The sequence below is a fragment of the Henriciella litoralis genome, from assembly GCF_002088935.1.
Lineage (GTDB): Bacteria > Pseudomonadota > Alphaproteobacteria > Caulobacterales > Hyphomonadaceae > Henriciella > Henriciella litoralis.
This window is the reverse complement of record NZ_NCSS01000006.1, coordinates 1618307-1645163: the sequence shown is the minus strand read 5'-3', so window position 1 is coordinate 1645163 and position 26857 is coordinate 1618307. Positions and strand designations below refer to the sequence as shown.

The following is a 26857-nucleotide window of genomic DNA, read 5'->3' as shown; positions in this document are numbered from 1 at the left end:
CGCTCGATGTGCTGCTGGGGCTACCCCCAGACCGGCGGCCTCAAGTTTTGCCACGGGCTTGTTTCTTCAAGCTGCGCGGCGAGCCTGAACAGCGTCGCCTCGTCGCCATAGCGGCCAGAGAACATCATGCCGATTGGCAGGCCGTTGCTGTCGCGCCCCATAGGCACGGACATGGACGGCTGGCCGGTAATGTTCTGCGGCGGGGTGAACGGGAAGACCTGCGCCTGCCGGCGGTCAACATCGCGCGGGTCCATATTGACCGGGTCAATCTCACCAATCTTTGGGACCGGCTCGCCCAAGACCGGCGACAGGATAATGTCATACGTCTCGTGCAGACCAAGAATTTGGCGGCTCATCTTCCGGAGCGTCGACCAGCCTGCCATGGCCTCTGAGCCTGTGAGATGTTTCGAGCCGCGATAATTGCGCCAGGTTAGCGGCTCCAACTCATCCTCGCGCGGTTCGCGGCCCTGCGCCTTGATCGCGGCATCGACCGTCGCGGCAAAATTGCTACCGGAGACAGCGCGCTGGGCGGTGTAGAGCCGGCGGTAATCAATGCCGAGCCCATGCTCCTCGACATGGTGACCAAGCGACTCCAGCAGCTTTGCGGCCTGTTCGAGCGCCGCGCGGATTTCCGGATGGACGGGCTTGCCGCTTGGCGTCTCGGAGTGAAAGGCAATGCGCAGCTTGCCGGGCGCCGCGCCAACCTCTTCAGCGAAGGGGCGCGACTTGGCGGGATAGGCGAAAGGCGCGCCGGGTTCAGGATAGGCCGTCGCATCCAGCAGGGCGGCGCTGTCGCGCACGCTGCGCGTCACCGCATGCTCCACGGTGAGGCCGATTGCGGCGGCATCGTCATAGGCAGAGTTTGGGTTGCGATCGCGCGTGGTCTTCATGCCGAAGAGGCCGCAACAGGCTGCGGGGATACGGATCGAGCCGAGCCCGTCGCTCGCATGCGCCATGGGCAAAACACCGGCGGCAACCATGGCGGCCGCACCGCCTGAAGAGCCGCCAGTGATGTAATCGGTGTTCCACGGATTGTGGCAGGCGCCATGAAAGGCGCCTTCGGTCGTGCCGGTAATGCCGAATTCAGGCGTGTTGGTCTTGCCGAAGAGGTTAAGCCCTGCCTCGCGGAACCGCCTGGTCAGCGCGCCATCTTCAGCCGCGACGACGTCCCTCAGAAAGCGCGAGCCGCTCGTCTGCGGCCAGCCTTTCACCGGGCTTGCAATGTCCTTGATCAGGAACGGGACGCCCTTGAATGGGCCGTCGGGCAAGTCGCCCTTGGCCGCCGCGCGTGCTTCGTCAAAAGCCTTGTAGGTGATGGCGTTCAGTTTGGGATTATGCCGCTCGGCCCGGCTGATCGCCTCTTCCAGCACTTCGGTGGGCGTCGTCTCGCCCTTGCGGACCAGCTCTGCGAGCGCGGTGGCGTCCAGGTCTGAGTAATTGTCGATGGCCATGTGTGTCCTCCGGATGCCCGCTCTTCACGATGGAGCGGGTCTGTCAGAGAAAGCTTCGCCGAACAGACAGACAGGGGCAAGGGCGAGGTGGCCAAACCTGGTCCACGTCCTTCGGCGCGGAGACTTCGCGGGCCACCGTTCGCTTCTTCGGTTTGGGTAAGAGCCGGAAGCGCGTTTTATACCTGGAAAAACTGATGCCGAAATCGTAACTCATGCGGTGAATTTTGCAGGAAGGCGCGGTTGGCTCATATGCCTGTTCGCAGGACCAACCCTGAAGCATATCAATCAACAGTGCCCTCGCAATTTCTGAAAATTACGCGTATTTGTAAGACTGTGCGATCCAGGGGGAGGGGCGATGCCTGATTTCGAAGCCACAAACGCGTCGCTGACAAATGCCATAGGTTCAGCGTCATTCCTGCTGACTGCAATCGCGCTCTTCCTATCAGCAACCGCGATCGCAGTTGCGGCCTGGGCGCAATACCAGGCCAAGCGGACAGAAAATGAGACCAAGCGGCTGGAGCTGTCATACCGGTTGATGATTGCAGCGGCAGGGGGTGGAGATGCGCTCTGTCCGAAAGGCGGATCGCACTACAGCAACCTGCAGATCCAGGTCGCTGCCATGGCCAGCCTCAGATCGTATCCGGAGTATATCGACGTCTTCGAGCGCCTACTTGCCGACCGTGAAAGACTGGTCGAGACACCGCGGGCCGGGATCGAAATGAACCAGAATGAATATGACCGCCTCATCGCGGCGGAGCTGGCATCACTGGTGGAGTCAGTTCGAAGCAAGAGAAAGCGCGCCCGGTAGACGGCGCGGCCTTTTCTAACGCAAGGCGGTTACGCCGCTTCCATTTCAATGCCCTTATCGGCCATATACGTTTTCAGCTCACCGCTTTCGAACATTTCCTTGATGATGTCGCAGCCGCCGACAAACTCACCCTTCACATAGAGCTGAGGGATGGTTGGCCAGTCTGAATAGGTCTTGATGCCTTCGCGCACGGCCTGGTCTTCCAGAACATTGGTCGCGACATAGTCGACGCCGAGATAGTCGAGCACCTGAACGACGACCGAAGAGAAGCCGCATTGCGGGAAGGTTGGTGTGCCCTTCATGAAGAGCAGCACATCATTGCCTTTGACGGCTTGGTCGATCTGGGTCTGGACGTCGTCGCTCATTTCGGTCTCCGATAGATTTGCACCTGCGACCCCAGATGTGAGGCGCAGGGCAGACACGTTCAAGGGGAGGGGCTGTTCGCCTACTCCTTGACCTCTTTCATGACCTGCTCACGCGCCACGGCGGTCAGCTCGGCCATGTGCTCGCGAATGCGGGCATCGGAACGGTCAACGCCCTTGGCGTCGAAGTCGCCGCGCACCTTGCGGAACACGTCTTCGTCGCCCGGCTCTTCCAGATCAGAGCGCACAACAGACTTGGCGTACTCTTCGGCGTCGTTGCCGGACAGGTTCATCAGGTCTGCGGCCCAGAGGCCCAGCAGCTTGTTACGGCGGTTCGTGACCTTGAACTGGAATGCAGCGTCGTGCGCGTATTTTGCTTCTTCACCGCGTTCGCGATCTTCAAATGTGCTCATGGAGAAAGCCTTCCTGTCTTGCATGGCTTCTGAATGTCTGGCGCGATATAGAGGCTCGAACGGGTTTAGCGCAAGACCATCTTGGCTGGTCAACAGCGCTTGGCCGTTGTGATGGCCACTGAATCAGCATTTGTTTCACCTTCAGCTTCGGGGTATCAATTCGGGCTTGTTCAAGGGGAAGTGGGGCCAACTGCCAGTCAGGCTCCACGAGGAGATGGCTATGTCACGCAGGCGCATGATTTACGAAGGCAAGGCCAAGATACTGTATGAGGGGCCCGAGCCGGGCACTCTGATCCAGTACTTCAAGGACGATGCGACAGCCTTCAACGCTGAAAAGAAAGCCGTGCTGGATGGCAAGGGCGTTCTGAACAACCGTATCAGTGAATTTATCATGACGCGGCTCGCTGCGGTCGGCATCCCCAACCATTTCATCAAGCGTCTCAATATGCGCGAGCAGTTGATCCGCAAGGTTGAGATCATCCCGCTGGAAGTCATCGTGCGCAATGTTGCGGCTGGCACCATGTCCAAACGTCTTGGTATCCCTGAAGGCGAAGTGTTGCCGCGGGCGATTGTCGAATTTTGCTACAAGAAAGACGAGCTGGGCGACCCGCTTGTCTCCGAAGAGCACATCGCTGCGTTCGGCTGGGCCAGCCCACAGGAGCTCGACGACATCATTTCCATGTCACTGCGCGTGAATGATTTCATGTCCGGTCTTTTTGCCGGCGCGGGCATTCGCCTCATCGATTTCAAGCTCGAGTTTGGCCGCCATTTCGAGGGCGAGATGGTCCGCACGATCCTTGCAGACGAGATCAGCCCCGATAGCTGCCGGCTCTGGGATATCGAGACGAATGAAAAGCTCGACAAGGACCGCTTTCGCCGTGACCTTGGCGGTGTGACCGAAGCCTACGCTGAAGTTGCGCGCCGCCTCGGCATTATCAAGGAAAGCGCTCAGGGCGGCGAAGTCGTAGACTTCAATACCGCTGGTAAATAGGTCTTTCGATGCGTTCCAACTCCGGCGCAAATGCGCTAGAGGGGGGCGACTCGAAGTTTGCGAAAGGCGTGCGCCATGAAAGCCATTGTCCATGTTGGTCTTAAGCCGGGCGTTCTTGACCCTCAGGGCAAGGCGGTTGCCGATACGCTTGGCCGTATGGGCTATGATGAAGTGCAGGGCGCGCGCATCGGCAAGGTGATCGAGCTGGACCTGACAGGCGTCGCTGCAGACAAGGCAGATGGCCGTGTGAAAGAGATGTGTGAGAAGCTGCTCGCCAACACGGTGATCGAGTCCTACCGCTATGAGCTGGTCGAGTAGCAGCGGCGCGTCTGGTCAGACTGAAACTGGCCCGAAATATGCTTTGAGGTCAGGCATGAAACATGTCGTGATTTTCCTCTTTGCCGCATCCCTCACCCTGACCGCTCAGGCGAGCGAGATCTGCCGGTCCGTCTCGTCCAGCTGGCAGGAAGATGGCCAGCAGCTTCAGACCCGTATTTCGACGCAGGCGCGCGATGGCTGCAAACTGATCTTCCAGAGCGTAAACGATGTTGAAACCGAAGGCGTCGATTGCAATTGCGATCTCGTCATCGATGGCATGGAAGGCCAGTTCAGCCCGCCACCTTCAGCCCGGCAGGCAGAGCGTCTTCTGGAGACCTGTCACGGCCCCTCGACCGACCCCAAGCCGGAACGGCAGGAAATCTATATCGTAAACTGATCGGCTTAAGAATGTGACGAGCAGGGCCTCCCGGTCACTGCAGGGCACGAAAGTTACTAAAGGGCGCAGTTTTCTGCTGTTCGCTCCCTTCTTTCCTGCATCCGAACTTGGTCAGGGAAACATTATTCGGATCACGAACGGTGGAGGGCACGTAGGGCACTTTGCAAGCGCCATAGCGTATGCTCGGCGGCGCGACCTCACCTGCAGCAAGATTGATCGCCGCCGGTGATTTTTCGCCGGGTGCGAGACTAAGATACCGACAGCTAAGAGGTGTTTCGCGCTGGCCAAGACAAAGCCGCGCGGAAAGTGCCTCATCGCAGGTGTTTCGAAGCGAGAGCGAGTCCTTGCTGAGATAAAGACAACTGGAGCGGTCCGCGAACCGCTGTGGCTGGAGAATCTGAGAGGCGAAAAAACCGCCGACGACAAGGACGACGACAAGAAGGGCTGACCAGATGCGCTTCATTGCGCACCGCCACTCTTATCAGGCTTTCGGCAGCCATCGACCTTGCGGATTGTGCTCTGCTGGCTGGCGACGTCGTCTGGAATAAATGGCGCCTTGCAGGCATGAACGGTTGTACGCAGGACGAGATGTTTCGCGCTCGCCGCATCGAACTCCTCGCGCAAATCTGACATCTTTTCACCCGGCTTGAGAGCAACAACACCGCAGGTTTTCTCCTGGCCGTCATTGCGGAAGCAGTAACGCGCATTGATGTCGTAATCGCAGCCATTGGTGTAAGGACCGGTGTTTCCTTCGCGCTTCAGGCACTGATTTCGGTCGGCATGGGCCGTCGGATTGGTGAAAGTCGACAGCCACCAGGCACCAACAGAGAAGATCACGAAAAAGCCGATCACGCGAATGCTGTGCGGTATTCTTGCGAAAAATGATTTCACGGTCGTCCCCGGTTAAGCTGTCCCAAAGCTAGACATAGAGACTGCCGCTTCGCGCGGCACTTGTCACCCCCGCCGGCCCTCAAGGCCTGGTGCAACCGTCCTTCAGACGCTTGGTATTCATATCTACGACCTTGTCCGGCAGATAGGGGGTGTCGCAGGCGTTTATCTCTACACGTAGCAGACCGTTCAGGTCGGCTAGATCGGCTGCGATCTGGTAGCGGTCGAACCCTTCACCGGGGGCCAGCTCAACGGTCCGGCAAATGTCGCTGCCATCTTTGCCAAACAGGCAGAGGCGGGCATTGATGTCTTTCTTACACGTGTTCGGGTAGGCCGGTCCGGTCTCACCGTAAGGGCCGACGCAGCTCATGGACCGGGATAGTCGTTCGGGCTGAAACATCAGAGTCGTGACGTAACCGACAATGAGCAGACCGATAAAAGCGCCAACGCCCCAAAGGCAGCCTGAACCTCTTGGTTTCATTGTTCGCCGCGTCCCCTCGCTACAGCCACGAATATAAAAAAACTCCCGCCCGACAGTCCACCTATTTCTAGGCCGGGACGTCGGACGGGAGCTCTAAAGTTGGTTTAGCCCGAAGGCCTGGCTGCTTAAGCCATCTTCTTTTCGAGGTTCTCGGCAACCGCTTCGAGGAAGCCTTCGGTCGTCAGCCAGTCCTGATCTGGACCGATGAGCAGCGCGAGGTCCTTGGTCATCTTGCCGCTTTCAACCGTCTCGATGACGACCTGTTCGAGGTCTTCAGCGAATTTGGTGACTTCCGGCGTGTTGTCGAGACGGCCACGATGCGCCAGGCCACGTGTCCAGGCGTAGATCGAAGCGATCGAGTTGGTCGAGGTCGCTTCGCCCTTCTGGTGGTTGCGGTAGTGACGGGTCACCGTGCCGTGGGCGGCTTCGGCTTCAACCGTCTTGCCATCTGGTGACATCAGAACCGACGTCATCAGGCCGAGCGAGCCGAAGCCCTGCGCAACCGTGTCGGACTGCACGTCACCATCATAGTTCTTACAGGCCCAGACATAGCCACCGGACCATTTCATGGCCGCTGCGACCATGTCATCGATCAGGCGGTGCTCATAGGTGCCACCGAATTCCTTGAAGGCGTCGGCGAACTCATTGTCGAACACTTCCTGGAACAGGTCCTTGAAGCGGCCATCATAGGCTTTCAGGATCGTGTTCTTGGTCGACAGGTAGACCGGCCATTTGCGGGTCAGGCCGAAATTGAACGAGGCGCGTGCGAAGTCGCGGATCGAATCGTCGAGGTTGTACATGCCCATGGCGATGCCGGCCTCAGGGAAATCGAACACTTCGAATTCCTTGGAGTCGGAGCCGTCAGACGCTTCCCATTTCATGGTCAGCTTGCCGGCACCCGGTACGAGGAAGTCAGTGGCGCGATACTGGTCGCCGAAAGCGTGGCGGCCAATGACGACAGGTTGGGTCCAGCCCGGCACCAGGCGTGGGACGTTGGAGATCACGATCGGCTCACGGAAAACAACGCCGCCAAGGATGTTGCGGATCGTGCCGTTCGGGCTGCGCCACATCTTCTTGAGGCCAAATTCCTCGACGCGGGCTTCGTCCGGCGTGATGGTCGCGCATTTGACGCCGACGCCGTACTTCTTGATCGCTTCTGCAGAATCGATGGTGATCTGGTCATCGGTTGCGTCACGGCTCTCAATGCTGAGATCGTAATATTTGAGGTCAATATCGAGATAAGGGTGGATGAGACGGTCCTTGATCATCTGCCAGATGATGCGGGTCATTTCATCGCCATCGAGCTCGACGACGGGATTTTCGACCTTGATCTTTGCCATCGTGGGGAAGTCCTTTCAGTTGCACTGTAACCCGGGCGGCTATAGCAGAAGGGGTGGATTGGTCAAAAGCGACTTTCAATCGCAATGCAGCAAATCAGGCCCGGCCCATGAGTTTTTCCGTCCGAAGCGCAATTTTAACGGCAATCATTGCCTGCAGCTTCTGGCTGACCGGTTATCATATGGACGCCCAGCAGCCCAGTGAAGAACCCGCGCGATCAATCGTGTCTGTCGGGCCGGATGGCAGCGGAAACTGGACCGTTTCCTATGAGTTCAAGAACCCGCAGTCAGTGCTGGCTTTTGTGCAGTCGGCTAATGATTATCGGACCGCCACCTGGTCATTACAGACCAATGACGCCCGTTTCGGGCGTGTCGATGGCATTGACGTTATCGTATTCGACCGCCCGGCGACCAAGGTCAGTTTTAGTATCATCCCTCTGACGAGCAAATTGCAGGGCGAGCCTACGCCTTTCGTGCCCTTTCGGGATGGCGGCATTGCCGTGCATGAAGGTCAGCTCCGTGTCGTGCCGTTTGCCTCTCTATCGGCCGTACAGGGGCTGAAAGGCGACTTGCTGGCGGCGCAGCGTTCTCCCTTGCCGCTGGCGGTGCGCGTCTCTTCCGAAAATTCGATCATCGTGCGCGGCGAAGCGACGAATGGCGTCGCGGTGCATCCCATCACCGGCGATGGCGATTACATCTATCTCGGTAAGGGCGATATCGCGGCGACGCATGGTCTGTCCGCCGTCATTGATGGCACGATGCCTGACTGGCTTGCAGCGCGCCTCGCCAAGGATGTTAGAGACCTCACGGCGGAGCTAAGCGAGCGGTGGGGCTTTGCGCTGAGCGAGCCGCTTACGCTTATGGCCGCTTACAAAGGCGGTGATGGGCGGGGCCTTTCGGCAGAAAGCAGTGCCAGCGGTGCGAGTTTGATGCTTGAGCTCGGTGGGGCAGGGCTATCGCAACCGAACAGCGATACGCTGGCCTATCTTCACTGGTTTATCGCGCGCTCCCTGATGCCGCTTTATCAGACAGAAAACGGCGCCAGACTGGGCGGGCCGTCGAGCGGCTGGATCCACAAAGGCGGCGCCAATACCATGGCGTATCAGCTGGTCGCGAGCAAAATGGACACTGGGACCCAGTTCCTGACATCTGTTTATGCGGGTGCGTTTGAGGAATGTGCCCATGGTCTCCAGAGCGGGCCGCTGGAAACGGCCTGGCAGCGCGGCGCAAGCGACGCCGACTATGCGTGCGGCAGCCTGATCGCGCTGGCTACGGATGGCTTTCTGCGCCGGCGAGATCTGTATGGCTTCTGGAATGCGCTAACCGAATGGGCCGCGCGCAGCGGCGACCGGACGATCGACAAGGCGGTGTATTTCACGACGCTCCAATTGCTTGGCGCAACGCCGGGCCAACGGGACATGGTCCGGGCCATTGTGGAAGATGAATTGTCCAACCCACGCCAGAACCTGACCCGCATGCTGGCGTCTGCAGGGCTGTCGCCGAAGTTTGATGCGTCTGGCAAGTTGATAGCGCTCGATTTGTCTGCTTTGCAGCCAGGCTGATGCTGACGACAGCTTTAACGATCCAAACTTCAACGCAATGCCCAAGCGCAAATTTGAAATGCGAGACCAGACCATGAGCGCGCAAGCCCCTGTCATCATCCTGGCTGAGCCTCAGCTTGGTGAAAATATCGGATCTGCAGCACGGGCCATGCTCAATTTTGGGCTGACCGAGCTGCGGATCGCAGCACCGCGGGATGGCTGGCCCAATCCGGCGGCCGAGCCGCTGGCAGCTGGCGCCTTTGACGAAGGCGTGGAGGTGACGGCCTTCGAGAGCGTCGAAGCGGCCTGCGCCGATATCGGCTATCTCGTCGCCGCGACCGCTCGGCCGCGTGGCATGGAAAAGCCAGTCACCAATGCCTCAGGTGCCGTCGAGTGGTTGCAGGGACAGGCGCGCAAGACCGCCGTCATGTTCGGAAATGAAGCGCAGGGCCTCTCCAACAATCATGTGGCCCTCTGCGACGCGATCATGACCTATCCCGTCAACAAGGACTTCGCGTCCCTCAATCTAGCGCAAGCGGTCATCGTCTTCGCGCATGCCTGGGGTGAGATGCAGGGACAGGCGGGCCGGTTTGAAGGCGCCAATGCGGGCGTTGGGGAGCCTGCAAGCCGCGAAGACCTGATCGGCATGTTTGAGCATTTCGAATATGAGCTTGATCGCGCTGGCTACTTCTACCCGCCGGACAAGACCCCGCTCATGTCTCGCAATCTGCGCAATGCTTTTGTGCGGGGACAGTGGACGACGCAGGAAGTGCGGACCTTTCGCGGGGCGATCAAGGCGCTTGCGCTTGGGCGCGGTAAGGCGCGGATTACGCGCGAGGACTAAGCGACACACGTTTCCACGTGTACCGCATCCGCCCCCTAAGCTCTTTATGATTGGCTCCCACGCTCGGCATCGTTGCGGCGGCGATGTTCGGCCCAGCGCGAGCGCAGGACGGCAAGACGTTCGGGGTATTTCTCGTCGAGTAGTTCTGCGCGGGTCACCCGGTCGGTCCGGAAGTGCCTGAACCCTTGGCGAAGCTCACACCAGGCACAGATCAGACGGACGGTTTCCCAATAAGCAATCAGGAACGGCCAGATTGTGCGCGACGTTTCTCCGCCGTGCTCATCCTTATAGTCTATGACGAGCTTACACTGAGTGCGAATTGCCGTGCGAGCCAACCCGACGTCAAAACTGTCGAGGGTGCGGACATCGGTGCGTGTGATGGGTCGCAGCCCCGCATCGACGATCACCGGCTCCAGCTCTGGTGGGACGACACTCGAGAGTTTCGCGATCAGGTCTTCGGCGCCCCGCGCCAGCGCGTCATCGCCGCGTGCGGCCACCCATTTCGCGCCAAGCACAGCGGCCTCCAGCTCATCGGCGGTGAGCATTAGCGGGGGCAGGTCATAGCCGCGTTCGAGGACATAGCCGGTGCCCGCCTCACCCCGGATCGGCACACGCTGCGCAATCAGTTCGGCCATGTCGCGGTAGAGCGTGCGCAGCGAGACCTCCAGCTCTTCGGCAAGATGCTGACCGGTTACCGGGCGGCGCGCCCGGCGAAGGATCTGGATGATCTGGAAGAGCCGTTCGGTGCGTCTCATCGTAAATCAAAGCCTCCTGACACTCTGCTGACATAATGCTGTCAGCAGGGGGCAGATATCAAGCCTTCATCTCAAACAGAGAAGGACAAGAGAGATGACGACACTTTATGGATGGGGCCCGATGTTCGACTGCCCGTCGCCCAGCCCCTATGTGATGAAGAGTGATATCCAGCTGCAAATGCTTGGCATCGAATTTGATCGCGCCATCGCCGATCTCGACAGCGTTTCCAAGCACAAGGCGCCCTATGTCGAGGATGATGGCGAGATCATCCAGGACAGCAATTTCATCCGCGCGCACTTTGAGAAAAAGCTCGGCAAGTCGCTGATGGATGGCCTTACCCCACAGCAACAGGCACAGTCCTGGGCCTTCGAGCGCATGGCGGAGGGCCATCTCGGCGCCGTCATGGCCGGCGAGCGCTGGATGATTGACGAGAACTTCAAAAAGGGCCCCGCCATGTTCTTCATGGGCGCACCTGAAGCGATGCGCGAGCAAATCATGAAAGAGACGCGCGACGGCATTCGGGCCAGCCGCTATGGCTCGGGCATCGGGCGGTATTCGCGCGATGAGCAGCTACAGCTTGCCGCCTGGGACATTGCCGCCATCGCCGCCCAGCTTGACGATCAGCTTTTTCTCTTCGGTGATGGGCCAACTGTGGCAGACGCATCCGTATCGGCAATGCTCATCTCGACCGCAACGCCATATTTCGACACGCCGTTGGGCGGGATCGTCAAGGAGCACGGCAATCTGGCGGGCTATATGCAGCGGATGTCCGAAAAATACCTTGAGCATCAGGGCTGGCCCTCGCTCATCGCGGCCTAATCCAGAAGGCTTACTGCTCAGCAGATGTCCCGTCGGCCTCGTCGTCGCGGACGCCGCTGGGCAAATTGGCCTGCGCCAGCGAATTGGCAAGGCGCTCGCCTGTCGAGGCATAGACTTTCTCGGCTGAGACCGCCCCTTCATCACAGGATGAGCGCCGGGAGCTTTCTGCCGAGAAGGCGCTGTTGAAAGCGTCGACCATAGAGGTGCGCAGACGGCTACGATAAGGCGCTTCGATGCCGAGAAGCTCCTGCATATAGCTGCGCCAGTACTGGTCATCACGTCCATTGCAGGTGAGCCGGATGGCGTGGGCCGATCCAAGCGTTGACGACAAGGCGATCACATCGCGGAGATAGTCCTGGCTGCGCGTGTCGGAGTAATCGCCTTCAGCCTGATACTGGCCATACGCCGGCAGGGCTGGCACTAAAGTCAGGCAGGCGAGCGCCGGAAGGACCAGCAAATGTATGATCTTCTGATTCATGAAAAGACATTCTCCCGTCTTGAGCCTCGCCTCAAGCCGTTTGCTGAACACATATCACCTCTGGTGCTATCTGATAGCGATGAATTCAGGCGGCCATGGGGCAAAGCTGAAACTGATGCGATGCTGGTCTATGGCAGTCAGGATGCGTTTTTCAGCCCAGCCGCCAGAAGTTTCTCGAAGTCAATTTACAGCGCAGACCGTGTCAGATGGTTCCAGTCGGTCGCGGCGGGGCTGGAGAACCCGTTTCTGCAGAAAGTTGGCCGCAAGGCAGAGATATACACCTCCTGTCATGTGCAGGCCGAAGCCATTGCCGAGTGGGTCCTCTGGGCAGCCTTTGATTTCTTTGGCTGCGGACAAGAACGCAGGGATGCGCAAGCCTCCAGGGCGTGGCCCCGAATAGAATTCCGGGAAGTCGGGTCTACCAGATGGCTGATTTACGGATTTGGTCATATCGGTGAAGCAGTTGGCCGGCGCCTGAGAGGGCTCGGGGCACATGTGACTGGCGTTCGTCGGTCCTCAGCGGTGTCACCTTTCGCCGACCGGATCATCCATCCAAAAGATGTGAGCGGCGATGATCTTGGAAGCGTGGACGCTGTGCTTCTTTGCTGCCCTCATACGCCTGAAACAGAGAGCATGGCGAATGCAGACTTCTTCGCTGCGATGCGCGCTGACAGCCTATTCCTGAATGTGGGTCGCGGGGCGCTCGTTGATGAAGGTGCGCTGCTGGGGGCGCTTGAGAGCGGCAAGCCTGCGCATGCGACGCTCGACGTGACACGCGAGGAACCGTTGCCAAAGGAAAGCCAGCTCTGGGCTCATCGATGCATCACGCTAACGCCGCACAGCTCAACGCTGACCGACGGAACGATCAGACGCAATGACGAGCAGTTTCTGGACAATCTTGGGCGGTTTCTCTCGAACGAGCCGATGCTGGACATCGTGGATGCCACGGCATTTCAGGAGCAATCGGTTAAAACCGACTAGGTTCGGCGCCCGGTGGCAGCCTGACTATTCGACCGTCCAACCGCGCGCAGTGCGATGGGCTTCCAGTGTTACGCCGCCTTCGTCTGTTTGGGCATGCTGCGGGCGAACCTGTGGCTTATTGCGCCCGCCTGTAAGCCTCAGCATCACGGCAACAGCCGCCACGATCAGTCCGACGGCAGCCGTGATAACCGCAATGACGCCTGCCATGAAGACAATCGCGAGCGCGAGCACGCCGCGCAGGCCCCAGCGGGCAATCCCTCTCAAGCCGTTCCCGAGGCGGGAAATGATCATCTCAGGGGAAATATTTGTGCGCGCAGCTGTCATTGTGTGGGCCTCCAGTCTCTTAAGATGCGGTCATGCGTATCGAGAATCAATCTCTCAGCCGCAATCGCCGCTAATTTGCCGCGATCATGCCGCGTTCGGCCCGAATTCGCGCATATGCGCCCGTAATCGCGGCAGCTTTGTCATGTGCGGCAATCTCAAACTGGCGCGGGGCGCCATTGCCGACCACCCGGTCGGGGTGATTGTCCGCCATCAGGCGGCGGTAAGCGCGCCGGATATCGGCAAAGTTCGCATCGGGCGCGACCCCCAGAATGTGATAGGGGTCGTTGCGCTCATGACCGAGATGGCTGGCGCGGATCCGCCGGAACGTTGCGTCATCAAATCCGAAATTGTCTGACACCGTCCGCAGGTATTGCAGCTCGTCATCGGTTACCACGCCATCAGCACCGGCGATCATGAACAATCCATCCAGGACGCCCTCCAGAAGGCAGGGCCGGGCCTTATACTTGCGGCCGATCTTGCGGGCATAGGCCTGATAGCCTCGCACTGTCTGGCGGGCGATGTTGAAGACGCGGCGAACATTGATGGCGTCTTCCGGGGCGGCCCTGAAAATCCGCGAGAACATCATGACTTCGGAATCGCTGACGCGGCCATCTGCAGCGGCCATCTTGGCGCTGAGGCCGATGACGGCTGCGGTGAAGCCAACATCATGTGGATCAGGCGCGCAGCCATACTCTCCGCTCACCGGGTCTTCCGGCGCATCGGAGTCAAAGAGGCGTTTTCCGCCATCAATCAGCATCTGCCAAAGGCTCATCTTGGGGTAAGTATAGACTAATTCTGAAGAAAAGCAGCGCCTGAAAAGTACAACTTCCTGTAATGGACGCTTCCGCGATAGTTCAGCACGTGAAAATTCGCGTCAGGGCGTGCTGGCTGAGCGGCCCTCCGCAGCGCGTTTCAAGGCCTCAATGTCCTTTTTCATATCGCTGAGCAGCCGAATGATTTCATCGCGCTCCTCTTCTGCAGCTTCGGCGTCTTCCTCGATATCCTCGATCAACTCCTCGGTCGCGGCTTTCTGCTCAGCCGCCAGTGCATCGACAACGAGTGCAATAAAGAGATTTAAGACCGCAAAACTTGCGATGAAGATGAAGCTCATGAAGAAGAGCCACGCCCATGGATGGCCATCATCGATGACTTTCTGCACGACCTCAAACCGCCAGCCATCCATGGTCATCACCTGGAAAAGGGAAAAGGCCGAGCTTGGCAAATCTCCAAACAGCTGAAGAACTTCCTCAGTCTCGGTGTTGCCGTACATATTTGTCGCCATCACCGCGTAGACATAGGTCAGCAGGGCGAGCACAGCGACGATTGCGCCCATGCCGGGCAGGGCCTTGAGAAGCGCTTCAGTGATGCGCTTCATCATCGGCACAACATGCAGAAGACGCAAAACACGCAGGACGCGCATCGCCCTGAGGACGGAGAAAGCCTGGCTGCCCGGCACGAGGGAAATGCCGACCACGGTGAAGTCGAACCAGTTCCAGCCAGAGCGGAAAAACTGTGTGCGGAACACGACCAGCTTCAACGCGATCTCGAACACGAACGCATAGGTGATGGCCCGGTCCAATACCTCTAGGACGGTCACTATGAGCGGGTTGATGTTTTCCCGATAGGTGAGCACGCCAAGCACGATGGCATTGATAATGATCAGCGTGGTGACGCAATTGCGAAACCAGCTACTTTCAATCGCGGCTTCAAAGCCGGAATTGCTCGTTCTCTCGTCGAGAGTTGCGCGTGCCATGTCCCCTCCAGCTTACGCAGCCAGTCCAGGAACTGTCATAGCGTCGATCAGAAAGCGATCAATCAGCCGACGTGGTTGTGTCGCTCACTATTTTCCAGCCTGTGTCAAATTTGCGGAAGATGAGCGTGAAAAGACCTGATGGCGCGTCATCTGCTCTCGTCAGCATCCACCGGCCATGCAGGACCGCCGCATCCGGCGAAAGCGTGACGAGTTCGAGCTGGTCGAAGGTCAGCGTTCCCATGGCCGACCTGTCGCTATAGCGTTGCTGATAGCGCGCGAGCGTCTGGTCGAAGCCACGGGTCACCGTGCCGCCTGAAGCGAACCTCAGATTTTCCGAGCGCCAATAGCCATCCATGAAGGCGACGATGTCGCCCTCATTCCAGGCCTCTGACTGTTGCATAACGACTTGCTTGATCTGCGTGGCCGTCGCCGCATCATCGATATCGGCTACCTGCATTGTCGATGTCGACTGACAGGCTGGCAACAGTGGCAGGGCCGACAGGGCGATGCAGGTGAGGATGAGGCGCATGATATTTTCCTTCCATTTCACACGGCGAGTTTATGGTATCTGCGTGTAATGAAAACTCGCTTTATTGCGCGCCATTTGTCAGGCAGTAGGCGGTAAGGGCCATTCGGGAGCTGAATGCCGATGATTATGACATTGCTGATTATTGGGGGGCTCGTTCTGCTGTTTGCTGGCGGGGAAATCCTCGTTCGCGGATCGGTGGGCGTTGCGCGGCGTCTGGGCATGTCCGAGCTCTTGATCGGCCTGACGCTGGTTGGCTTCGGCACGTCCATGCCGGAAATGGTGACCAGCCTTCAGGCGCTCTCGGATGGGGCCGTCGGCATATCGGTCGGCAATGTGATTGGCTCGAATATCGCCAATGTATTGCTCGTCATCGGGGCCGCCTGTGTCATCGCGCCGATTGTGACCAATCCCCGCGCGCTTGCCCGAGACGGGCTTGTCATGCTGGCCGTGACCATCCTGTTTGCGGCCGTGTTGTGGTTCGACATGTTCACGCGGCTGATGGGCATCATGTTTCTCGTCCTGCTTGCGGCTTATCTTGGAGTTTCCGTGGTCCTTGACCGGCGCAAGGGCAATCCGGTGGCCGATGTCCATACGGGCGAGGCCGAAATCGTTGAAACGCATGGCCCGCTCTGGCTGTCACTTGTGTTGGCGGTCGGGGGCATTGTTGGCGTCGTGATCGGTGCGAAAATGCTGGTGTCAGGCGGATCTGATCTGGCGCGCATGTTCGGCATTTCCGAGACCGTTATCGGGCTTTCGATCGTGGCTGTCGGGACCAGCCTGCCGGAGTTGGTAACGTCGGTCATGTCGGCGCTGAAAGGCAAGGCAGATGTCGCGCTCGGCAATGTTATCGGGTCGAATATCTTCAACCTGCTTGGCATTATGGGGGTCTCAGCGGCGATCTTCCCGTTCAGTGTCATGACGGGCAATGAAGCGGAACGGACCCAGCCGATGGATGTTCAGGCCATGGATTATGATCAGGTGACCAGTCTTGTGACGATGCAGGATATGACTGCGCTGGGCCTGTCTGTTTTCCTTCTGCTTCTCTTTGCCTATACGGGCCGCAAGCTGGCGCGCTGGGAAGGTGCCGTCCTGCTCACGGGTTACGCGCTCTATATGGCACTCAGTTTTAATCTATTGCCGCGTTTTGGAGGTGTCTGATCATGTCAGAAGATATCTATGCAGGACTGGATCAGCTTGGCGGGTTAAATGCCATACCTGCCTCGCCGGAAGAGGCGAAGCTCGAGCGGGTAAAGAACCCGCATGCCGACACGCTTTATCTCGCGCGGTTCACGGCGCCTGAATTTACATCGCTCTGTCCCGTCACGGGCCAGCCCGACTTTGCCCACCTCGTCATCGACTATGCGCCGGGTGAGTGGCTGGTCGAGAGCAAGAGCCTCAAGCTCTATCTGACCTCGTTTCGCAATCATGGTGCTTTCCATGAGGACTGCACGGTCGCGATTGGAAAACGGCTGGCAGACCTGCTCGAGCCGAAATGGCTGCGCATCTATGGCTACTGGTATCCGCGGGGCGGCATCCCGATCGACGTGTTCTGGCAGACAGGCCCGGTGCCGGAGGGACTGTACGTCCCCGACACCGGCGTGCCGTCCTATCGCGGGCGGGGCTAGGGATTAGCCCGCGCTTGGGACGCTTGGCGCCAGATTACTCATGCCATCGCCCTGTCGCACTGACACGAAGCTCGCAACCTTCTTCGTCGTGTATGTCGGCTCGGTGATGGTCGAAACCTTATAGTAATCGGAGGCGACCTCATCCTCGGTCAGCGTAACGAGCGTGTAGCCATGGCCGTCCGGATCATACCAGTCGACATCACGATTGGCGTCCGCGAACTGTTCACCGAGATCAGGCACATCGTTGACGTATTTGCCCATGCCGGGCGAGCTGATTGACGTGCAGCCGAACTCGACGCCGCGCTGGTTTCCACCCGCATCATGTAGCGTGTTGGCCCAGGCGGTATGCGTGTCACCGGTCAGTGTGACGAGCCGCGCACCGGCCGCTTCGGCTGAGGCGTAGAGACGTTCTCGCGCTGCGGGGAAGCCATCCCATGCGTCGAGATTGAACGGCAGGCCAAGCTGGCTGAACGGGATCATCGTCGCGACATAACCTGTCTGCGCGGCGCGCTGTTCCGGCGTCAGGGTCTCCATCAGATTTGGCGGTTTCACACTGGCCATGATCACCTGATTGGCGAGCACCTGCCACGTCTTGCCGGCATCCTTGGAAGCTTTGAGGCCATCGTCCAGCCACGCCTCCTGCACCTTGCCGAGCATGGTGCGCGAAGGGTCGCTCACCCGGCCCATGACATCAGCGGCTTTTGCGGGGATATCTTCCGCCGGAACGCCTGCCAGTTCTGCCCCCCAGGAGATCTCATCAGAGCGGCCGGTCAGCCGCGATTCAAGACAGAAGACAGAGGCGACATCGCCGAATTCGAATTTGCGATAGATGCCGCCCATTGCTCGTCCGGCTTCCGGATCACGAACCGGCATCCACTCCATATAGGCCTGAATGGCGGCCTGTTTGCGGTCGGTCCAATTGCCTTCGGTCTCCGGCTGGTGGTTCTCGGCGCCGGTGCGGTAGGAGTTGTTCGCACTCTCATGGTCGTCCCAGGTGCAGATCCAGGGCGCAACGGCATGAGCCGCCTGCAGTTTCGGGTCGCGCTTGTACTGGGCGTGACGCATCCGGTAGTCGCCAAGCGTGACGATCTCCATCACTGGCTCATGATTTCGGCCCAGTGCCTTGCCTTCGCTGCCGCCATAACCGTCCACGCCGTATTCATAGATATAGTCGCCAAGGTGGAGAACGGCATCGAGGTCGCTGCGCTTGCCGATGGCTTCATAGACATTGAAATAGCCAAATGGGAAATTCGAGCAGGACACCACTGCGAATTTGACGGGTGTGGTGCCGGAGGCTGCGGAGGTCTTCGTGCGGGCGATGGGAGAGGTGACATCGCCGCTGCTCGTCTTGGCCGTGAACTGATAGAAATAGGTGGTCGCTGGCGCCAGACCGTCAATATCAAATTTGACGGTGAAATCGCGGCTGGCCGAAGTCTCTGTCATTGCCTGCGAGACGATGTCTGTCATCGCCTCATCTCGTGCAACAATAACACTGACGGGTATGGGCGCGGTTGTCGCTTCATCCGCAGGCGTGACACGCGACCAGAGGATGACCCGGTCGCTCAAAGGGTCGCCAGAAGCCACACCATGATCGAAAGACACCGAACCGGGAAATGCCGCGCGGTTGTCAGCAAGCGGATCACCGCTCGTGGCGCAGGCCGCTAGTCCTGCCGCGCCAGCCCCAAACCCCAGAAAATGTCGTCTCGAAATTGTGCTCACGGCCGAGGCCCTCCTTAAAAAACGCACCTCTCAGTACCGCAACATCATGACGGTTAAGCGAAACAAGGTCTATAAGCCTGTTCAATGAGCAAGATTTCAGCGACTGCCGACGAGAATGATAGAGGAACCCGGCTCGACCGGTTCCTCTCCGAACAGTTCGAGGACCTTTCCCGGTCCCGGGCGAAGACCCTGGTCAAGGAGGGGGCGGTCGACGTGGATGGCCGACCCATCGATGATCCGCGCGCTGGCGTGGTGCCGGGGTCGACCTATAGTCTGGACAAGCCAGCGCCCGTGCGAGCCACACCTGAGCCGGAGGACATTCCGCTCGACGTCCTGTTCGAGGACGAACACCTCATCATGATCAACAAGCCGTCGGGCATGGCGGTTCATCCCGCACCTGGAAGTTGGCAAGGCACGCTGGTCAACGCGCTGCTGCATCATTGCCGGGGTGAGCTGTCTGGTATTGGCGGCGTTGAGCGGCCGGGTATCGTTCACCGCATCGACAAGGGCACGACAGGCGTGCTGGTCGCGGCGAAGACCGAAGCGGCCCATGCGGGCCTCTCGGCCCTCTTCAAGCAACACGATATTGAGCGCACCTATCTTGCCTTCACGCGCGGCGCGCCCCGGCCATTGGTCGGCACGGTCGACATCCGGATCGGGCGCTCGACCCAGGACCGAAAGAAAATGGCGGTTATCCGCGATGAAGAGAGCGAGGAAGGCCGCCACGCCGTCACGCATTTCAAGGCGCTGGAGCTTTATGGTGAGCTTGAGAATGGCACCGGTCTACCGGCCGCCGCGCTGATCCGCTGCCAGTTGGAAACCGGCCGCACACACCAGATCCGAGTTCACATGGCGCACATCAACGCGCCGCTGATCGGCGACCCGACCTATGGCCGCCATCGCGGTATCAAGGCGTATGGTAGCGGCGATGAGTTCATCGCCGCCACAACGCTGGCCCGGCAGTTAGACCGTCAGGCCCTTCACGCGGCGAGCCTCGGTTTTGTGCATCCGGTCACTGGCGAGGATATCCACGCCGAAGCGCCTTTGCCGGAAGACCTGGCAAATCTGAAAGCCGCCTTGAAAGCGATGCCGACCTAGGCGTTCGGCTTGAACCAGTCTGGCAGCTTGAACGCCATGCCGAGATCGTCGGCGACCTGTTCATGCGTGATATGGCCCTCTGCGACGGTCAGGCCGTTCGCAAGGTGGGCATTCGTGTTCAGCGCGGCATGAGTGCCTTTGTTCGCAATCTGCAGGACGAAGGGCAGGGTGGCATTGTTCAGCGCATAGGTCGACGTGCGCGGCACGGCGCCTGGCATGTTCGCCACGCAGTAATGCAGGATGCCGTCGACCTCATAGATCGGGTCTTCGTGCGTTGTCGCTTTCGAGGTTTCGAAGCAGCCGCCCTGGTCAATCGCGATATCCACGAGAACCGCGCCGGGTTTCATCGTTTTCAGCTGTTCGCGAGAGATCAGTTTCGGGGCAGATGCGCCAGGGATCAGCACGGCGCCGATAACGAGGTCGGCTTCCTTCACAGCGGCGTCGAGGGCGGCCTTGGTTGAGAACATCGTTTTCACGAGGCCATTGAACTGCGCATCCAGCTCGGCAAGCCGGTTATTGTTGCGGTCAAATACGGTGACGTCAGCCCGCATGCCGACAGCGATTTCTGCCGCATTCGTGCCGGAAACACCGCCGCCGATGATGACAACCTTTGCAGGCTGCACGCCGGGCACGCCGCCCAGAAGCAGGCCGCGACCACGTTTCGTGCGCATCAGCGCCCATGCGGCGACCTGCATCGACATGCGGCCGGCAACCTGGCTCATCGGACGAAGCAGCGGCAGGCCGCCTGCAGCTTCGGTGACGGTCTCATAGGCGATCGCGGTACAACCGGACTCGATCAGGCCTTTGGCCTGCACAGGGTCTGGTGCCAGATGGAGGTAGGTGAAGAGCGTGTGCTGCGGCGTCAGGCGAGCGGTTTCCTCTGGCTGAGGCTCTTTCACCTTCACGATCAGCTCGGCAGACTTGAAGACCGCATCTGCGTCAGCAACGATGCTGGCGCCGACGGACGTGTAGTCCTCGTCTGAAAAGCCTGAGCCGAGGCCTGCACCTTTCTGGATAAACACCTGATGACCGGAATCGATGAGGTCGCCGACGCTTTCGGGCGTCAGGCCAACACGTGATTCCTGTTTCTTGATCTCGGTAGGCACGCCAATACGCATAGGTGATCTCCAATTAGAATTTACCGAAACATACTTCAAAAAAACTGGGATTTCTTGCCGACTTTCGTGTCTAGTTCTCTTTCGGTGGGAAACTTTCCCAAATATGGAGGTTTGGATGACGATTGATCGTCAGGATCGAGCAATACTCACGCGGCTCCAAGGCGATGCGCGAGCCCCTCATGCAGAGATCGGTGAACAGATCGGCATGTCGACCTCGTCGGTTCATCGACGGGTAAAGGCGCTTGAGGCAGCAGGTATCATTGAAGGGTATTCAGCCCGCCTCAATGAAAAAGCGCTGGGGCGCGGCGCAAGCGTGTTTGTGCGTGTGTCGTTAAAAAATCAGCGTGTCGATGATCTGCGCGCTTTTGAGGATGCTGTCACGGACTGCCCGGACGTTCTCGAATGTTATCTGATGACTGGCGAAGCAGACTATCTAGTGCGTGTGGCGGTGCGCGATGCAGCTGATTATGAGCGGGTGCACACCCAGGTATTGACCCGGTTGCCGGGTGTGGAGAGACTTGTCTCCCAGTTTACAATCCGTAGCGTTTTCCGTCGTGCAGCCGTCTAATCAGCCATTATTACCGCGTAGGGAATAGCCGGCAGAGCGAACTGTCCGGATCGGGTCATCGCCGCCGCGGCTCATCAGCGCCTTGCGAAGGCGGCCGACATGCACATCAACCGTGCGCACTTCGACATAGACATCCGAGCCCCAGACCCCGTCCAGCAATTGCTCGCGTGAGAAGACGCGGCCCGGATGCTGGATGAAGTAGTCCAGCAAGCGAAACTCCGTCGGGCCGAGATGGATATCCTCATTATCGCGGCTGACGGTGTGGGTCGTGCGGTCAATCGTGATGTCACCAACGGTGATCTTGTCTTCAATCAGCGCCGGACGTATCCGCCGAAGCACGGCGCGGACACGGGCCATCAGCTCGGTCGTCGAGAATGGTTTGGTGACATAGTCATCCGCCCCGGTGTCCAGCCCGCGAATACGGTCGGCCTCTTCAGAGCGTGCGGTCAGCATGATGACCGGCAGGTTTGCCGTTTCGGCCCGCGAGCGGATACGCCGGCACACTTCGATGCCTGGCACTTTCGGCAGCATCCAGTCCAGCAAGACCAGATCTGGCACCCGTTCGTCGAGCAGGATCATGGCCTCATCACCATCAGGCGCGACGGCGGTCTCGTAACCTTCTCGTTCAAGGTTGTAGCGGAGCAGTTCGGCGACTGCCTTCTCGTCTTCGGCAATCAGCACAAATGGTTTCAACTGGAGGCTCCGGGCGAAGGTTCGTCTGAAGATGTCTGGGCGGTCTGCGCCGGCTCACCAGTCACCATATAGTACACGGCCTTGGCAATATTCGTGGCGTGGTCACCAATACGTTCAAGGTTTTTGGCCATGAAGATGAGATGCGTGTTTGAACCAATCTGACGGGGATCTTCCATCATGTAGGTCAGCGTCTCACGGAAGAATGACATGTAGTGATCATCAATGTCATCATCGAGATCAAGCACCGTCAGCGCCGCGTCGACATCCTGGCGCAGGTAACAATCGAGCGCGAGTTGAAGCTGATGCGAAACCGCACGTGACATCCGCTCAATGCCTTTGACCGCGGCGCGGTTTTCTTCACCGGTCAGCTCGAGACAGCGTTTGCTGATGTTCTTGCAAAGGTCTCCGATGCGTTCGATGTCGCCAGCGAGTTTCATGGCACCAAGGACGGCTCGCAAATCGGTCGCCATAGGATGGCGCAGAGCGATGAGGCGGATAATCGCCTTCTCAGCTTCTGCTTCAAGCTCATCGATGGATTTGTCGCGCTTGATGACTTCGCGTGCGAGCTCGAGGTCATAGGTGGCGACGGCGCGGCTAGCGTCCAGAATCATGCTTTCGGCCAGCCCGCCCATTCTGAGCAGGTTAGCCGACAGGTGTTCAAGCTCGTCCGTAAACGCTGTTACGATGTGTTCAGACATTTTTTCTCACTTCCCGTCGCTTATCCGAAGCGACCGGTAATATAGTCCTGAGTCCGGGTGTCTTCAGGATTGGTGAAGATGCGCTCTGTGTCACCATACTCCACCAGTTTGCCCAGATGGAAGAATGCCGTGTTCTGGGACACGCGGGCGGCCTGTTGCATGGAGTGGGTCACAATGACGATACAGAAGCGCTCGCGCAACTCATCAATCAGCTCCTCAATGCGGGCCGTCGCGATCGGGTCCAGCGCTGAGCAGGGCTCATCCATCAAAATGACTTCCGGGCTGACTGCCACGGCTCGCGCAATACAAAGGCGCTGCTGCTGGCCGCCCGACAGGCTGGTTCCTGGCGCTGAAAGGCGGTCTTTCACCTCTTCCCACAGGCCGGCCTTGCGAAGCGATTCCTCGACCACCTCGTCAAGCTCCGCCTTGCCGGAGGCGAGGCCGTGAATGCGCGGGCCATAGGCGATGTTGTCGTAGATCGATTTCGGGAACGGGTTCGGCTTCTGGAAAACCATTCCGACGCGTGAACGTAGCAGGACCGGGTCAATGGAGTGGTCATTGATATCCATCCCATCCATGAAGATCTTGCCGTTCACGCGGGCTGAATCGATCGTGTCATTCATGCGGTTGATGCAGCGAAGGAAGGTCGACTTGCCGCAACCGGATGGACCGATAAACGAGGTCACGGCCCTGTCCTTGATCTGAAGGGAGATATCGTAGATCGCCTGCTTATCGTCATAGAAGACGTCGATGTTGCGGCAATCTACCTTGTTCATCTCAGCCATGTGCGCAGCCTGTCTCGGTTTCTTCGTTTCGGTGAAATTTTCGATGTTTCCGTCCATGACTACCATCTCCTTTCAAAGCGGCGTCTGAGAATGATCGCGATGAGGTTCATCATGACCAGGAAGATGAGAAGTATGATGATGGCCGCTGCCGTCATCGGTTCCCAGGCGCGCTCGGCGCCAGTTGACCATTTATAGATCAGTACGGGCAGGACGGTGGATTCATCCATCGGGCCGTCCGGAACTTCAGCCACGAAGGCGACCATGCCAATCAGCAGCAGCGGCGCCGTTTCGCCAAGCGCGCGTGCCATCCCGATGATCGATCCTGTCAGGATGCCAGGCGCCGCGAGCGGCAGCACATGGTGAAAGACAGATTGCGTCTTGGACGCGCCAACGCCCAGCGCGGCTGTGCGGATCGATGGCGGCACGGATTTGAGCGCGGCGCGAGAGGCGATGATGACGGTTGGCAGAACCAGCAGCCCCAGCACCAGACCACCGACAAGCGGGACGGACCGCGGCATGCCGAGGAAATTGATGAACACCGCCGCGCCCAGCAGGCCGAACACAATCGATGGCACTGCTGCCAGATTGTTGATGTTGACTTCGATGAAGTCGGTCAGGCGGTTCTTCTTGGCAAACTCTTCAAGATAAACGGCTGCAAAAATGCCGACCGGGATGGCAAGCAGGGCCGTGATCAGCATCGTTAGAAGCGAGCCGACAATAGCGGCCGCTGCGCCGGCCAGCTCAGGATAGGTGCTGTCGGAATGAGTGAACAGGGACGTGTTGAAGACGGACTGGATACGGCCTTCTTTCTTGAGGATCATCGTCCACGCGATCTGGCGATCGCTGAGCGTTCTGTTTTCCTGCGATTGCGCCAGAACGAGCGCCGTCGTTTTAGCGGCTTCGGACGGTAGCGACCTCGTGCCAGCGATATAGGTGAGATCAAGCGCGGCGCCGTCGCGCCCGGCCAGCCGGAACCAGGTGTCGCCGATATTGACAAGCGCGGTTGGTTTGCTGGTGTCCGTGCCCTCGGGCGTGAAGTCGCTCAGCGCATCATCAAGGCGCTTGATAGTGGCGTCATCCTTCAGACGAATCTGGACGCCGTCCTCCAGGCTGCCAGTTATCGCCTGTAGACCGCCCAGATTGATGTTTTTGCGATCTGTGACACCGCCCTTGAGAAAGAGATCAACGTCGTCGGCCAGCGCGACATCGAATGTCTGCCGGGTGCCGATCGTCGACATATTGTCAGCTGTTTTACGCGCGATTGGCAGGACGGCCAGCCGGGTGAACAAACCGTAGAGTTCGCGTTGCAGAGGGCGGCCTGCGTCTTCTGGCAGGAATTGCTCCGACAGGCTGTCTTGCAGCAACAGGTTAAACCCGCTGACATTGCGCGCAATCTCTTCTGGATCCTTCGTGCCCTCAGGGTCGACTTCGCTTGCGGCGATGGTGACGTCGAAAGACAGAACGTTGCGAGAAAAAGCGCTTGTCGCCTGGCCAATGATGGAGACCAGCAACGTACAAAGCGCGACAACGGCAATGCCGATCGCAGCCTGCCCATAGAATTTGAAGCGCGCCTCTGCGGCGTGGCGCTTCTTCAGGCGTTTCAGGGCTTTTTCGGTGACGAATGAGCCCTTCGGCGGTGTTTGCGGGTCCGGACTATTCATATTTTTCCCTGTACTTCTGGACGACGCGCAGGGCGATCAGGTTGAAGATCAGCGTGACAATGAAGAGGACAAAGCCCAGTGCGAAGGCCGACAGGGTTTTCGGGCTGTCAAACTCGGTATCCCCTGTCAGCAGCGCGACGATCTGCACGGTGATTGTGGTAAGGTCGGCCGTTGGGTCGCCTGTAATCTGTGCACGCTGGCCAGCGGCCATCACGACGATCATCGTTTCACCGATTGCGCGGGATACGGCGAGCAACAGGGCAGCGATCACGCCCGGCAGAGCCGCTGGCATGACGACCTGTTTGACCGTCTCGGACTTGGTAGCGCCCATTGCGTAAGCACCGTCACGAAGCGTCTGTGGCACCGCGTTGATAACATCGTCAGACAGCGAGGAGACGAAAGGGATGATCATGACGCCCATGACAAGACCAGCTGCGAGCGCGCTCGTCGGCTGAGCGGCGAGAAACGTGTCGGGCACGAAGGGGAGCGCGTTGATCCAGGTCGCGGCGGCCCGGACGACAGGTGCCACGAACTGAAGTGCGAAAAAGCCGTAGACCACGGTCGGGATACCGGCGAGCAGCTCCAGAACCGGCTTCACGACGCTGCGGAAGCGCGCGCTTGCATATTCAGACAGATAGATGGCGGACAAAAGTCCGATTGGGGCAGCGACAAGCATCGCCAGTGACGCAATCATGAACGTCCCGAAGAAAAGCGGGATCGCCCCGAAATCAGCGCCCGTCTGTGCGTTCCATTCCGTACCGAAGATAAAGCTGAAAAAGTTGACCTTGGAGAAGAAGCGGACCGCCTCGAACAAAAGGCTCGCCACGATGCCGATTGTCGTCAGAACAGCGATCGCGGCGCAGAGGAACAGCACGAGCTTGATCCCGTCTTCAACGCGGGCGCGCGCCCGGAACTCGACAGCCAATTTGCGGCGCGCCATGAAAAATCCAGCGCCCGCGGCCAGCAAGGCCAGCGCGATTGCGACAAGGCGAGAGATGCCGAGCAAGTCTGTATACCGCGCAGACGCAGCATCGAAGAGGGCATTGCCGGTCGCTTGCGCATCGCGGCGGGCCGCATGCTCTGCAATCCGGTCGATATATTGGCTGAGTTCGATCTGGCTGAGGTCACGGATCCGCTGAGGCAGTTCATTTGCCAGCTCGCCTCGCACGACGGAGTCGCCGACAAGGGAATAGAGACCCAAAACAAGTATGGCGGGCACTACCGTCGCCATGGCCACGAAGTAGCCGTGATAGTTCGGTTGAGAATTCAGGCGCGCTGTTCCGCCGTTCGCGATTGCAACCGCGTTCGTTCGCCCTACAAAAAAGGCAACGAAGCCAGCCGCAGCCACAACTGCGAAAAGCAGCCATGACACCGGCAGATGTCCGAAGGTTTCAAGCATTCAGCCACGCACCAATTCAAGC

32 protein-coding genes are annotated in these 26857 nt (G+C 59.0%); 12 read left to right on the top strand and 20 right to left on the bottom strand.

From position 1 onward, the window contains the following. Positions 1-20: 20 nt before the first annotated feature. Positions 21-1451, bottom strand: coding sequence for an amidase (locus tag B8783_RS11460; protein WP_084420253.1), 1431 nt, complete (start codon positions 1449-1451; stop codon positions 21-23). Between the two features lie 355 nt (positions 1452-1806). Between B8783_RS11460 and B8783_RS11455 the strand changes: the two genes are divergently transcribed. After that, entirely contained in the window at positions 1807-2259 is a 453-nt protein-coding gene (locus tag B8783_RS11455) for a hypothetical protein (RefSeq protein ID WP_084420252.1), read from the top strand. Between the two features lie 29 nt (positions 2260-2288). On the opposite strand, the gene grxD is transcribed toward B8783_RS11455, so the two are convergent. Together grxD and B8783_RS11445 are read right to left on the bottom strand one after the other, a co-directional pair. Further along, on the bottom strand, positions 2289-2624 hold the full coding sequence (gene grxD, locus B8783_RS11450) for a Grx4 family monothiol glutaredoxin (RefSeq protein WP_084420251.1): 336 nt from the start codon (positions 2622-2624) through the stop codon (positions 2289-2291). An 80-nt stretch (positions 2625-2704) separates the two neighbouring features. After that, a complete protein-coding gene (locus B8783_RS11445) occupies positions 2705-3034 on the bottom strand; it encodes a DUF1476 domain-containing protein (RefSeq protein ID WP_084422072.1) in 330 nt (109 codons plus the stop codon). A gap of 220 nt (positions 3035-3254) precedes the next feature. Here B8783_RS11445 and purC point away from each other — a divergent pair, with 220 nt between their 5' ends. The 3 genes from purC (at position 3255) to B8783_RS11430 (ending at position 4740) form a co-directional block, all read left to right on the top strand. After that, positions 3255-4025 (top strand): phosphoribosylaminoimidazolesuccinocarboxamide synthase, encoded by a 771-nt coding sequence (purC, locus tag B8783_RS11440; protein WP_084420250.1) that lies wholly within the window; start codon positions 3255-3257, stop codon positions 4023-4025. A 75-nt stretch (positions 4026-4100) separates the two neighbouring features. Further along, a complete protein-coding gene (purS, locus tag B8783_RS11435) occupies positions 4101-4343 on the top strand; it encodes a phosphoribosylformylglycinamidine synthase subunit PurS (RefSeq protein WP_084420249.1) in 243 nt (80 codons plus the stop codon). Positions 4344-4398: 55 nt separating this feature from the next. Further along, positions 4399-4740, top strand: a complete 342-nt coding sequence (locus tag B8783_RS11430) for a hypothetical protein (RefSeq protein ID WP_084420248.1) — start codon at positions 4399-4401, stop codon at positions 4738-4740. A gap of 34 nt (positions 4741-4774) precedes the next feature. Here B8783_RS11430 and B8783_RS11425 read toward each other — a convergent pair whose 3' ends face one another. The 4 genes from B8783_RS11425 to B8783_RS11410 form a co-directional block, all read right to left on the bottom strand. Continuing rightward, positions 4775-5203 carry a hypothetical protein gene (locus B8783_RS11425; protein WP_084420247.1) on the bottom strand — a complete coding sequence of 143 codons (429 nt, stop codon included), beginning with the start codon at positions 5201-5203 and terminating at the stop codon, positions 4775-4777. Continuing rightward, positions 5200-5631 (bottom strand): hypothetical protein, encoded by a 432-nt coding sequence (locus tag B8783_RS11420; RefSeq protein ID WP_139792345.1) that lies wholly within the window; start codon positions 5629-5631, stop codon positions 5200-5202. Before B8783_RS11420 ends, B8783_RS11425 begins: the two co-directional genes overlap by 4 nt. 79 nt (positions 5632-5710) lie before the next feature. Then, a complete protein-coding gene (locus B8783_RS11415) occupies positions 5711-6109 on the bottom strand; it encodes a hypothetical protein (protein ID WP_084420245.1) in 399 nt (132 codons plus the stop codon). Between the two features lie 125 nt (positions 6110-6234). Next, on the bottom strand, positions 6235-7449 hold the full coding sequence (locus B8783_RS11410) for an NADP-dependent isocitrate dehydrogenase (protein WP_084420244.1): 1215 nt from the start codon (positions 7447-7449) through the stop codon (positions 6235-6237). Positions 7450-7556: 107 nt separating this feature from the next. Between B8783_RS11410 and B8783_RS11405 the strand changes: the two genes are divergently transcribed. Beyond that, entirely contained in the window at positions 7557-9008 is a 1452-nt protein-coding gene (locus B8783_RS11405) for a hypothetical protein (protein ID WP_139792344.1), read from the top strand. 73 nt (positions 9009-9081) lie between these two features. After that, complete coding sequence (locus B8783_RS11400; protein ID WP_139792343.1) at positions 9082-9831, top strand: RNA methyltransferase; 750 nt, start codon at positions 9082-9084, stop codon at positions 9829-9831. A gap of 44 nt (positions 9832-9875) precedes the next feature. Here B8783_RS11400 and B8783_RS11395 read toward each other — a convergent pair whose 3' ends face one another. Beyond that, a complete protein-coding gene (locus B8783_RS11395) occupies positions 9876-10586 on the bottom strand; it encodes a helix-turn-helix transcriptional regulator (protein ID WP_084420242.1) in 711 nt (236 codons plus the stop codon). 94 nt (positions 10587-10680) lie between these two features. Between B8783_RS11395 and B8783_RS11390 the strand changes: the two genes are divergently transcribed. Continuing rightward, complete coding sequence (locus B8783_RS11390) at positions 10681-11406, top strand: glutathione S-transferase family protein (protein WP_084420241.1); 726 nt, start codon at positions 10681-10683, stop codon at positions 11404-11406. Positions 11407-11416: 10 nt separating this feature from the next. Here the strand turns inward: B8783_RS11390 and B8783_RS11385 are convergent, their stop codons facing one another. Then, complete coding sequence (locus B8783_RS11385; RefSeq protein WP_084422070.1) at positions 11417-11884, bottom strand: TIGR02301 family protein; 468 nt, start codon at positions 11882-11884, stop codon at positions 11417-11419. On the opposite strand from B8783_RS11385, the gene B8783_RS11380 reads away from it, so the two are divergent. Further along, positions 11864-12865, top strand: a complete 1002-nt coding sequence (locus B8783_RS11380) for an NAD(P)-dependent oxidoreductase (RefSeq protein ID WP_084420240.1) — start codon at positions 11864-11866, stop codon at positions 12863-12865. The genes B8783_RS11385 and B8783_RS11380 overlap by 21 nt on opposite strands. A 24-nt stretch (positions 12866-12889) precedes the next feature. Here the strand turns inward: B8783_RS11380 and B8783_RS11375 are convergent, their stop codons facing one another. From B8783_RS11375 to B8783_RS11360, 4 genes are all read right to left on the bottom strand, one after another. Next, the gene (locus B8783_RS11375) at positions 12890-13189 is read right to left on the bottom strand and encodes a hypothetical protein (protein ID WP_084420239.1); all 300 of its coding nucleotides are present in this window, start codon (positions 13187-13189) and stop codon (positions 12890-12892) included. 70 nt (positions 13190-13259) lie between these two features. Then, positions 13260-13946, bottom strand: coding sequence for a molecular chaperone DjiA (locus B8783_RS11370; protein WP_084422069.1), 687 nt, complete (start codon positions 13944-13946; stop codon positions 13260-13262). 117 nt (positions 13947-14063) lie between these two features. After that, positions 14064-14942: an ion transporter gene (locus B8783_RS11365; protein WP_084420238.1), complete on the bottom strand. Its 879-nt coding sequence runs from the start codon at positions 14940-14942 to the stop codon at positions 14064-14066. A gap of 58 nt (positions 14943-15000) precedes the next feature. Next, on the bottom strand, positions 15001-15471 hold the full coding sequence (locus tag B8783_RS11360; RefSeq protein WP_084420237.1) for a YybH family protein: 471 nt from the start codon (positions 15469-15471) through the stop codon (positions 15001-15003). 120 nt (positions 15472-15591) lie between these two features. Between B8783_RS11360 and B8783_RS11355 the strand changes: the two genes are divergently transcribed. Together B8783_RS11355 and queF are read left to right on the top strand one after the other, a co-directional pair. Then, entirely contained in the window at positions 15592-16629 is a 1038-nt protein-coding gene (locus B8783_RS11355) for a calcium/sodium antiporter (RefSeq protein WP_084422068.1), read from the top strand. Positions 16630-16631: 2 nt separating this feature from the next. Further along, entirely contained in the window at positions 16632-17096 is a 465-nt protein-coding gene (queF, locus tag B8783_RS11350) for a preQ(1) synthase (protein WP_084420236.1), read from the top strand. Positions 17097-17099: 3 nt separating this feature from the next. On the opposite strand, the gene B8783_RS11345 is transcribed toward queF, so the two are convergent. Further along, a complete protein-coding gene (locus B8783_RS11345) occupies positions 17100-18815 on the bottom strand; it encodes an alkaline phosphatase D family protein (protein ID WP_084420235.1) in 1716 nt (571 codons plus the stop codon). An 84-nt stretch (positions 18816-18899) separates the two neighbouring features. Here B8783_RS11345 and B8783_RS11340 point away from each other — a divergent pair, with 84 nt between their 5' ends. Further along, positions 18900-19913, top strand: a complete 1014-nt coding sequence (locus B8783_RS11340; RefSeq protein ID WP_084420234.1) for an RluA family pseudouridine synthase — start codon at positions 18900-18902, stop codon at positions 19911-19913. On the opposite strand, the gene ald is transcribed toward B8783_RS11340, so the two are convergent. Next, entirely contained in the window at positions 19910-21031 is a 1122-nt protein-coding gene (gene ald, locus B8783_RS11335) for an alanine dehydrogenase (protein WP_084420233.1), read from the bottom strand. The two genes, B8783_RS11340 and ald, sit on opposite strands and share 4 nt — an antisense overlap. A gap of 115 nt (positions 21032-21146) precedes the next feature. On the opposite strand from ald, the gene B8783_RS11330 reads away from it, so the two are divergent. After that, the gene (locus B8783_RS11330; RefSeq protein WP_084422067.1) at positions 21147-21599 is read left to right on the top strand and encodes an Lrp/AsnC family transcriptional regulator; all 453 of its coding nucleotides are present in this window, start codon (positions 21147-21149) and stop codon (positions 21597-21599) included. Here B8783_RS11330 and phoB read toward each other — a convergent pair whose 3' ends face one another. The 5 genes from phoB to pstC are packed head-to-tail and all read right to left on the bottom strand — an operon-like array spanning position 21600 to position 26835. Continuing rightward, complete coding sequence (gene phoB / locus B8783_RS11325; protein ID WP_084420232.1) at positions 21600-22292, bottom strand: phosphate regulon transcriptional regulator PhoB; 693 nt, start codon at positions 22290-22292, stop codon at positions 21600-21602. It abuts the gene before it with no gap. Next, positions 22289-22990, bottom strand: coding sequence for a phosphate signaling complex protein PhoU (phoU, locus tag B8783_RS11320; protein ID WP_084420231.1), 702 nt, complete (start codon positions 22988-22990; stop codon positions 22289-22291). The genes phoB and phoU overlap by 4 nt, the downstream gene beginning before the upstream one ends. 20 nt (positions 22991-23010) lie before the next feature. Then, positions 23011-23775, bottom strand: a complete 765-nt coding sequence (pstB, locus tag B8783_RS11315; RefSeq protein ID WP_233355876.1) for a phosphate ABC transporter ATP-binding protein PstB — start codon at positions 23773-23775, stop codon at positions 23011-23013. 59 nt (positions 23776-23834) lie between these two features. Then, entirely contained in the window at positions 23835-25436 is a 1602-nt protein-coding gene (pstA, locus tag B8783_RS11310; protein WP_084420229.1) for a phosphate ABC transporter permease PstA, read from the bottom strand. After that, on the bottom strand, positions 25429-26835 hold the full coding sequence (gene pstC / locus B8783_RS11305) for a phosphate ABC transporter permease subunit PstC (RefSeq protein WP_084420228.1): 1407 nt from the start codon (positions 26833-26835) through the stop codon (positions 25429-25431). The genes pstA and pstC overlap by 8 nt, the downstream gene beginning before the upstream one ends. Positions 26836-26857: the final 22 nt, after the last annotated feature.